A 9,604-nucleotide genomic window follows, 5' to 3' on the forward strand; every position below is an offset into this window, starting at 1 on the left:
CATGCTATCTGTAGCCAATGTTAAAAGTGCCGGTGGCGCTGCGAGTTACTACGAGTCCAAAGACAACTACTACTTCCTCGGCGAGATGGCGACCGGTTGGTACGGCACCGGCGCTGAGTCGCTGGGGCTGGAGGGGCCGGTCAAAAAAGACGTGTTCACTGCGGTGTTAGAAGGCAAGTTGCCTGATGGGGCTGATTTGACCCATATGGTGGATGGGGTTAACAAACACCGTCCCGGTTACGACCTGACGTTTTCGGCGCCCAAAAGTGCCTCGGTGTTAGCGCTGGTTGCCGGCGACACCTTTCTGATTGAAGCCTTCAATAAATCTATAGATATCACACTCAATGAAGTCGAAAAACTGGCCTCCACCCGCACCATGAAGGAGGGAGTAACTGAATTCGAGCAGACCGGCAACCTGGTGGTGGCCAAGTTTCTACACGACACCTCACGTAACCTTGATCCGAACCTGCACGGCCACGCGGTGGTGGCCAACGCCACCCTGAGCAAGGACGGTTGGAAGACGCTGTCTACCGATACAAAAACTGGAAGGGGGTTTACCGACATCGTATGGCATCAGCAGGTCAGTATCGGTGCCTTCCAGCGCGGCGTGTTCCGCGGCCTGCTCGAAGAAGCCGGCTACCCGATTGTCGATACCGGTCCGCGTGGGCAGTGGGATGTAGAGGGTGTGCCGATCACCGAGTTTTCTTCTCGCCGGCAGGAAATTATGGCTGCAGTGGGGCCGGACGCATCGGCCAAAGCAAAAAGCATGGCGGCGCTCGACACCCGTCAGGCAAAAGATTTCAGCAATATTGAGGAGTTTCGGGAACTGTGGCAGGAGAAGCTGCAGGCCACCGGCTTTAATCACGCAGAGTTTGAGGAGCAGCGGTTGTCGCGGGCAGTTGAGCGGGCGCAGAAGGAACATGACCTGCAGGCCGGCCCTGCTGAAAAACCGACGCTGGCCTCGGCAGTGGCCGACGCCATCGACGTGATGACGCGTAAGTCCGTGCGCTTCACCTACGACAATGTGCTGACCACAGTGCTCAACCAGGTGGCGGTCCATGACGGCGTATTGATTGAGGCGAAAAGCGCTCTGGATACCGCCATCGAAAAAGGGCAACTCATCGCAGTAGACAAAAATCAGACCCTATTCACTTCAGCGGCGCATGTGCGGGATGAACACCGACTGAGCGCTACCGCTGGCCGATTGGCCGAGCGCGAGGCGGGTTTAACGAGTGGCGCCAGTGAACAGGGCGTGGCAGCTCGAGTGGCGGACGGCAACCGTGGCCTGACATTGGTTGATGCGCGCGGGGGCCAGGAGTTTCAGCAGCAGCTACTGGCCAGTTTTAGTCGACTGGCCGAAAGCAGTGATCGCCAGGCGGTGTTCCTCACTGCTGACAAAGGGGCTCAGTCCCAGCTGCGCAGCGCTCTTGGCGAAAGCGTCTCTGCCGTGATGACGGCCGCCGAACTGGCTGAGCAGCCGTTGGCAGCGAATTCACTGCTGGTTATTAGCGAAGCTGAACGTTTCAGCGTGCCTATGATGCAGGCAGCTCTGCAGGCGGCAGACCGCGCCGGTACACCGGCAGTGGTCATAGACACCCATGCTCGCCGGACAACGGGCTTTGCTGCCGAGGTCCTGAAAGCAGCAGGAACCCCGGTGCACCTGACCACTCAAAACCGCGAACAGAGCCGAATTACGATGGTGCACAAGGATACGGTGGATGACCGGATGAGCGTCGCCGCACGCTATGTGGCCAAACAGCGTGCAGCCGGGCAGGCGGTGGTGGCGCAGGCTGGCAACAGCCGAACCCGCACTCAGTTGACCCGGGAGATCCGTAGCGCGTTGCAGGAGGATGGCGTGCTGGGAAAGGCAGTGGCCAACATTGATGTTTTAGTACCAGTATGGACGGACAACGACACGCGCGGTCTTCGTAGTACTTATCAACCCGGAATGGTGTTAGAGCGGCTGCAGCCCGGCAATGTCATAGAGCAGTTGACCATCGTCGGCGTGGGCAAAGAAAACCACCGCCTGACAGTGGCAGATGCTCAAGGCCAGCGACAGGGGCTGGCCATCGGCGCCATCGACAGTCGCTATCGACTGTTCCAGCCCAAGACGCTGGAGGTGCGGGAAGGGGAACAACTGAAGGCCACCGGTGCGTTGCACAGCCGAAGCAAAAACGGCGAGTCCCAGAAGGTGGTTGGGATGAAGACAGGTAACTGGTTGTTTAAAGAAAAGCTGGTACTGGAAAAAGCCAACGGTGACCAACTAAAGGTGGGTATCGATGCCCCCCTTAAACTTGATTACGGCTATGTCGAGGCGTTGGGGGCGAGCAGGCACAGTCGCGGTGCGGTGGTGGCGGTGCTCAGCGGTAAGGAGGTCAGCGATGCCACCGTCAACCAACTGCGCCGCAGCGGCGACAACATCGTCGCCTTTACGCCACTGGATGAAGCCGCCATTACTGCCCGACTGGACAAGGAACGTCCTGGCGTATCCATCACCCGGGGGCTTCGCAGCCTCACTGGTCAAGATGACCTGACCCATGCGTTGCGCGATTTGCAGCAATCACGGCTGACGCCACAGACACGTGCGATGCACCTGGCCATCGAAAAGGTCACCGGCACTGGCGTCACCTTCTCCACGTTCAGGGCGGTGGAAAACGCGATTTCTTTTGACCGTAACCTGACTCCTCAGGGGGCAATGGCTGAACTGGGAAGGTTGGAGCGGCGGGGCGATATCATCGCGCTGGACGGTACTCAGGGTGCCGCCGGAGATTATGTGTCGCGAGCGAACTGGCAGAACGAGCTGACCATCTTGCGCCATATCGCCGAGGGAAAACACAGCGTCACGCCACTGATGCCAGGCGCGCGTGACCAACTGCAGACTGAGATGGCTGGTTTGACTGAAGGGCAAAAGCAGGCTGGAGGTCTGATTCTCGAGTCATCCGATCGCTTTATTCCTATACAGGGTTATGCCGGCGTGGGGAAAACCACGCAGTTCAGCGTGGTGGCCAGCGCCCTGCAACAGTTAGACAGCCCACCGCAGGTGATGGGGTTGGCACCCACCCACAGAGCGGTGTCGGAGCTCCAGTCGGCGGGGATTGATGCGCAAACCATTGCCAGCTTCCTTGGCGAACAGGAACGGTATCAGGCGCGGGGAGAAACGCCGGATTTCAGCAACACTGTCTTTGTCATCGACGAAAACTCCATGAATGGCAACGCGCAGATGGCGGCCCTGGTGGACATCGTCGCGCGTGGTAACGGGCGGGCGGTGCTAAGTGGCGACAAAGATCAGCTGAAATCGCTGGAGTCGGGTGCCCCCTTTGCGTTGATTTTAGATCGTAGCGCCGCGGATGTGGCGGTGATGCAGGAAATCGTGCGCCAGACGCCTGCGTTACGGCCGGCTATCGAGGCGATGATCGCCGGCAATGTGCGTGAGGCGGTAACGGTCGCTGGCCAGGTGGGGCCAGAAACGGTTGCCCGTAATGGCGAGGCCTTTATCCCGGCCAGCAGCATCGTCGATTTGTCGGCAATGACTGAGATGGAGCGGGAACAGTCGGTACCACTCGCAGGTGGAGAAACAATCCACGCGATGATCGCCGATGACTACGTGGGGCGCACCGCTTCCGCACGAGAACAAACACTGATTGTTGCCGAGCTGAACGTTGACCGGCGTGCCATCAACCGAGAGGTGCATGCGCGACTGCAGGAGCAGCACGTTCTTGGTGACAGTGTCACAGTTTCCCAGTTGGTAAGGGTCAGCAACAGCACGGCAGACCTGGGAAGCATGACCTTCTGGCAGGAGAACGTCGGCAATACCGTGCGTATGGGAGAGCAGTATCTGACCGTGGGCGAGGCGGATGCGAAAAGCGGCGTTGTGGCGTTGAAGGGCGATAAGGGCGCGGAACAGTGGCTGTCGCCACTGACATTACGCACGCAGAACGTGGCGGTGTTTGAAACACAGTCCATTGAGCTCAGCGTGGGGGAACGGCTCATTTTGACAGCGACCGATCGGGACCGGGTGCTGCGTACTAATGATCCGGCGACAGTGTCGGCAGTGACACCGGAGGGCAAAATCACGCTGACCATGGGGGAGCGGGATATCACGCTGGATCCGATTAATCAGCCGGCCGACCAGCATTTCGATCATGGGTATGCCATTACCACCACCGGTTCGCAGGGGGCCTCTATCAACAATGTTATTGGCCTGGTCGGGACCGAAGGGGCGCGCAACATGATGGCGGCGCTGGACAGCGCCTATGTCGGGTTCTCGCGCGCCAAAGCGCATGTGCAGCTGTACGTCGACGATCTGGAAAGCTGGCAGGGTGCCGTAGAACGAAATAGTGGACAACGTGAAACGGTGCATGACGTGCTGTTACGCGCCGACGATGTACGGGCGGAGCAGGCCGATCGCGACTGGAGTCGTAGCAAGCCGGTAGAGGAAACCCGTTTGGCCGAAAAACTCGACGACAGTGTCGGTGATGCCGCCCGCTTCATGGGCGGCAAGTCACCAGAACTGTTGTATGCGGTGCTTAACGAACAGGGGCGGCAGCGAGGTAACTGGCATGTCCCGGTTTCGCCGACTACCGGCACGCTGAATATTGACCAGGCGCACTATGAAGGGGCGGAAGACGGACGCCGGATCGTCCTGCAGCAGGGCGACAGTGACGCGCCAGTGGTGCAGGTCAGCCGGCTTGAGGACGCTGTGGCGGCGATGGAGGCCAATCCGGGCAGTGCCGTGGTGCTGGAAAGAGAAGCGCCGATCGGCACGACGGCCGTCACCAGCGACAGCGAGTCGGCTGTCACCGCGGCGGAAATTACCGCCCTGAGCCTGGAGAGCGAGCTGGAACAAGGCTTCCGGGATCCTGCCGACCCGCTTGAGCCGACGGAACAACCGGCCCGGGAGGTCGATGAGGAAAATGCACCGGTAGAGGAGAAGGACGCCGAGGAAGCCATGTGGGCTGCGCTCGATGATGCGCTGTATGACCTGCAGGATGGCGCCGAGTATGACGGCTGGGGATCCGGCGAGCAACCGCCGCCGATGATGAACGAGGAAGTGAATATTCTGCGTCATGAAGAACCGGCGCAGGACCTGTCCCACAACACCCAAAAAACTCTGGAGTAAGGCATATGTTTGTGACACTGGTCATGACCGTTACGGTCGTTGTTTTTTTGTTTGTGATCCTGTCTTGGCTTCCGATGATGCAGCCGGCCAATGCCGCATTACAGCGTTGGACGCGAGGGGAGGCTGAGGGGCCCTACCTGGTGGAGGCCGCGAAAGACATTGTCCAGGCATTCAGCCGGCATCACCGGCTGTCAGTGGGGCAGAGTGATGCCGTCGTGGCGCTGACCCGTCGGCCCCGGATGTTTCCGCTGACGCTGTGCCTGAAGCCAACCTTAGTCCGTTTTGAACAGGACAGTTTCGTCAAAGGGTGGCAGTTGAAGGCGCTGATGCAGAGCATCGTAGTGATTGCACTGGTGTTTCCGTTAACGGTTGGATATGCGGTCAATCATCCCGTCCTGATGTTATTTCCGCTGCTGAATATTGCGGCATTCATCCTGTGCTGGAGTCTGGTGAAGGCCGCGCTGAGTGAGCTGGGCACGCTCAATATGTTGTTGCCGCACAGCGTTCAACACCTATCCGAACCCTGACGCGCAATACCCCTGTCACCGCTTGCCACACCATCGTGTGGCAAGCGGCTCTTACACTTCCATTTTTAGGGATCTTAAATGAAACGACCCGTTATTGCGCTGGCTCTCTTGCAGGCCGGCATTCACCCCGTCCTGGCACAAAGCCAGGTCGCATTCTCGACCGACGGTAGTGCGGGGCCGCTAGTGATCCAGACGCTCAATGAAGCGAACCGGTCTCTGGATCTGGCGGCCTATGCCTTTACCAGTACACCGGTGGCCAATGCTGTCTACAGCGCCTGGCGGCGCGGCGTTAAGGTGCGGGTGCTGACTGACGCGCGCTATGCGCGTGAGCACAAGAGTGCGGTGGCCACGTTGGCCAACCTCGGGGTTCCGGTACGTATCAACAGCAGGTATAAAATCCAGCACAACAAATTCACCATTATCAACAGCGAGATAGTTCAGACCGGCTCGCTTAATTACACCAAGGCAGCCCTGACTGGTGAAAACGCAGAGAATGTGTTGGTGATCCGCAACGAACCGGCAGTCAGCCAAGCCTACCAGCGTGAATTCGAACGACTGTGGGAAGAGGGAGAAGCCGTAACCCAGCGCTACTGACGTTTTAACCATATTTATGGAACGTTTTCCCGCCAATTCATTATGTTCCATAGCAAAAAAGATCGTAATCAGGCTGCCAACCCTAGGTTTTTGTAGTAATCTCAGACGAATTGATCCTTTTTAGATCCTTGAGGGGGGCGAAGATGTCGCAAACGATTACTGCAGAATCTTCCTCAGCGAAACCTAAACGTGCTTATCGTAAAGGGAGCCCTATGTCAGCTTCCGAACGACAGTTGGTATCAATTGCACGCAAGCGAGAGACGCATAAAGAGGTTAAGGTCTATGTCCGTAATCCTCTAAAAGACCGCATGATTGAAGTGTGTGAAGAGAAAGGGATGACACAGGCACAATTTATCGAAAGCCTGCTTGAAAGAGAATTAGCGCAGTGAGATGCTCTTTATGTAAAGACTTCACATTCTTGATTGATGTAGCATTGAGTGCTAGATTACTGATCGTCAGACAGAATTTTTGGTAAGCCACGCCGTAAGGTGGCAGGGAAGTGGTTCTGGGCATTGTTACCAGAACACTGAAAAGCAAAAACCCCGATAATCTTCCTCAATCTTGGCGGGTCGAGAAGAATACCGGGGCCTACTTAAAACTGTATAGAAGCTGTTGCTCTATACGGGGAGTATAGTTTTATGCCTTTTAAAGGTCAACTCCTTCGGTGCAACATAAGCGAAGGGCTACTTGAGTAGCCAGAATTTCGCGAATGTAGCCCCTTACATCGAACATCGTAGCTCCCTACGTGGTGGGGCGAATGCGCTGCGGCGCGGCCAGCCAAAAATCCATCGTCGTTACACCCCGACTCTGTGCTGTCGAGTACCGAAGGGCATGGCTAGCAAGGTAGTGGCGCGCATGAGCAGTCACGACTGGCGGCGTAATGACGACCTGATCAACCTGCGCCGGCAGGGCTATATCCCCTATACTCAACGCAACAACCCGGACTACCGTCCTAAACCGATGCGCATTGCCGCGCGGTCGGAAAGCCGTGAGGCGCTGACAGTACTTTCTCTGGTGCTGGGCGCTAACTGCGACTACAACCCGGACAGCGACTACCCGTTCGAGATCATGCAGCCGTTTGAGGACGTGGCCAAAGCCATGGGGGTATTGCACGTCTACGAGAGCGGCCGCAAGGCGTATGATGTGGCGCTGCATGCACTGTCTGTGCTTGAGCAGCTGGACTATCTCATTGTATCGCGCGGACAGGATACCGACACCGGTCAGAACAAGCCGCTGCGCATCTGGCTGACAGAGAAATTCTTCACCAGTCGGGGTATTCAAGTAGAGGAAATCCGCCAGTGGCTGGATCAGTACCGGCTGTGGGCCATCAAGAATGGGTTGACGGAAAGCCTGCGCAAAAAATACGAACGCCACCTGGTGCGCATCGCGCATCTGGGGATCGACATCGAGCGTAAACACTCGCTGAAAAACCGGCTGAAAAAAATCCGTCGCTGGGTGGTGAGTCCTGACCTACAGAACCTCAAGCGTAACGCAGAACAAGCGATTGGCAACGAACTGGCAAAGCGGCAGCAGGACGGTCAGCGACTCGATACGCTGCTGGATGACACCGCTGCCGGCATCAAACAACTGGCAGCCGCCCGGAATCGGAAGCAAAACGGCTTTTACCAGGCCTGGGTGAATTGGTCGATGGGGCGTTCACCGCTGGCCGTGATGCAGCTGGAGAATACGCTCAAACATGAACAGCCAGGGCTGCTGAACAGCGATCCGGAGGCGTTCTACCGGCTGCTGCTGGAGCGCGCCGGCGCCATCCCCGCCTAACGTCCTCTAACATACCTTGTGTTTACCCTGCCTGCGCCGCGGGGGTTTTGTGCTGCCTGTTTTCCGCCGCTGACGTTTGGTTGGCCATTGGAACCATCTATTTTTGCCTATGCCGGCGTGATTTTGCGGCCGCCGCCGTCGATCTGGCGCGCTGACGACAGCGATCGGCGACGAATTATCTCTTAATTTCGACATTAACTTCGTAATCACTATTAATTTCGAAAGCATACCCATAAATATGCTTAATTTCGAAGGTTGTTTCTGAACAAACTAAGCCCTTTAAAAAGGGAGTAACTCAACGCACCGGCTTTGCCGTTGCTGATGAGTACCTCCCTCACTTTGTTCGGGCAAAACAATGCCTCCCTTAAGATTTCCTTCCCAATTAACCTTTAATAAAAACCTAAAGTACCTCCCTCGTTTACTGCTCGGGCAAATAGCTTCCCCAGATACCTTATCTCTCCACCACAAAAATGCTCAATCCACTCATCTTTGCATACCTGCAACCAAATACCACACCCACCACTAAAAAGCGCCGCCGCCCCCGGCCAAGGGCCGGGGAACAACATCGCTTTTAATGATGGATGATGTAACTAAAAATAAAGTCGCTGCCAAAGTGTTGCTGCAAGTTCCGCATACACGCCCGTAAGCGACCCTAACGGCTCGCTAACGCGGAGATACGCCGCGGCCGCGGCTACGCCTTGCCGCGACCACTCCGACAGCGCAAACCAGCTTCAAAGTCGCTATTATTGGATTTGGCTCTGCAGGGCAAGGGATGGGATAGGCGAAACCTATCAAAACAGGGCGGCTACGCCGCGTCACCGGCGACCCTTACCTAATGGCGTTCTCTTTCAGCCCAGCTGTCGCCTGTATGCGCTGACGCGCATCGAGAAACCAGTTCTAAGTTGACAGTCCGCCCGTAGTGACAAACCTAAAGAAGAACCAATGCCAGGCGAAATCATATCCTTTTGCAGAAATTTTCCAGCAGCTGGCGTCGTGACGCAAAGCTGAGCGGGAGATCAGACAAAAGGAACTATTCAATGAAAATGAAAAAAAAGTGGTGGGACACACTATTAAACTGGCTGGATAACCTCACCAGGTTGTGGCGGATTGGGAAATGGTTGTATGACATGTGGCAGCAATTGCCGTGACAGAATAAGCGGGGCGGGCAAATTAAGCGAAGTATCAAACGAACGTCCTGCTCGTCTGGATTAGGTATATGTTCAGTCTATCTTGCTATCTGAGCCAGACAGAGGAAATGCCGGAGTATTCTGGATACTCCTCATAAATCGTATGCTGTAACATTAGAAACCGCTCAGCGAGCCGTTTGGGATTAGACATATGCTGCCACTCACCCCAAATACTCTTTCTAACGCCATCAGGTAAGTTCAGCGTAATCGCCACACCTTCTAATGAGTACTTAGCACCATTAGTAAACTGTCCCAATTCTGTTACTACCAGCTGTTTTATTGGTTCTGTCGCATGACTCTGGCCCAAAATCAGTGCAGTGCTAAATCAGAGATCCGGGCCTGTTTGCAGGCTTCGGATAAATTCTGCCGGAGTCTGGTTATTTAACGAGGAATGTGGC

Annotated in this window: 5 protein-coding genes; all 5 read left to right on the forward strand. The window is 56.2% G+C overall.

Annotated elements, in window-relative coordinates:
* Window position 1 precedes the first annotated feature (1 nt).
* The 5 genes from mobF to ACCC84_RS21615 all read left to right on the forward strand — a co-directional run bounded on the left by mobF (window position 2) and on the right by ACCC84_RS21615 (window position 8,019).
* The gene (mobF, locus tag ACCC84_RS21595; RefSeq protein ID WP_371902314.1) at window positions 2-5,119 is read left to right on the forward strand and encodes a MobF family relaxase; all 5,118 of its coding nucleotides are present in this window, start codon (window positions 2-4) and stop codon (window positions 5,117-5,119) included.
* Window positions 5,120-5,124: 5 nt separating this feature from the next.
* Entirely contained in the window at window positions 5,125-5,646 is a 522-nt protein-coding gene (locus ACCC84_RS21600) for a hypothetical protein (RefSeq protein ID WP_371902315.1), read from the forward strand.
* Window positions 5,647-5,724: 78 nt separating this feature from the next.
* A complete protein-coding gene (locus ACCC84_RS21605) occupies window positions 5,725-6,240 on the forward strand; it encodes a phospholipase D family nuclease (RefSeq protein WP_371902316.1) in 516 nt (171 codons plus the stop codon).
* A 143-nt stretch (window positions 6,241-6,383) separates the two neighbouring features.
* Window positions 6,384-6,629, forward strand: a complete 246-nt coding sequence (repA, locus tag ACCC84_RS21610; RefSeq protein WP_371902317.1) for a replication regulatory protein RepA — start codon at window positions 6,384-6,386, stop codon at window positions 6,627-6,629.
* A gap of 442 nt (window positions 6,630-7,071) precedes the next feature.
* A complete protein-coding gene (locus tag ACCC84_RS21615; RefSeq protein WP_371902318.1) occupies window positions 7,072-8,019 on the forward strand; it encodes a Replication protein in 948 nt (315 codons plus the stop codon).
* The last annotated feature ends 1,585 nt before the right edge of the window (window positions 8,020-9,604 follow it).

Origin of the sequence: Serratia odorifera, from assembly GCF_041448735.1 — a bacterium.
In the GTDB taxonomy this organism is placed as follows: domain Bacteria; phylum Pseudomonadota; class Gammaproteobacteria; order Enterobacterales; family Enterobacteriaceae; genus Serratia_F; species Serratia_F odorifera.

Coding starts and splice junctions, on each gene's coding strand:
- mobF (WP_371902314.1), top strand. CDS start 2: ATGCTATCTGTAGCCAATGTTAAAAGTGCCGGTGGCGCTGCGAGTTAC.
- ACCC84_RS21605 (WP_371902316.1), top strand. CDS start 5,725: ATGAAACGACCCGTTATTGCGCTGGCTCTCTTGCAGGCCGGCATTCAC.
- ACCC84_RS21615 (WP_371902318.1), top strand. CDS start 7,072: ATGGCTAGCAAGGTAGTGGCGCGCATGAGCAGTCACGACTGGCGGCGT.
- ACCC84_RS21600 (WP_371902315.1), top strand. CDS start 5,125: ATGTTTGTGACACTGGTCATGACCGTTACGGTCGTTGTTTTTTTGTTT.
- repA (WP_371902317.1), top strand. CDS start 6,384: ATGTCGCAAACGATTACTGCAGAATCTTCCTCAGCGAAACCTAAACGT.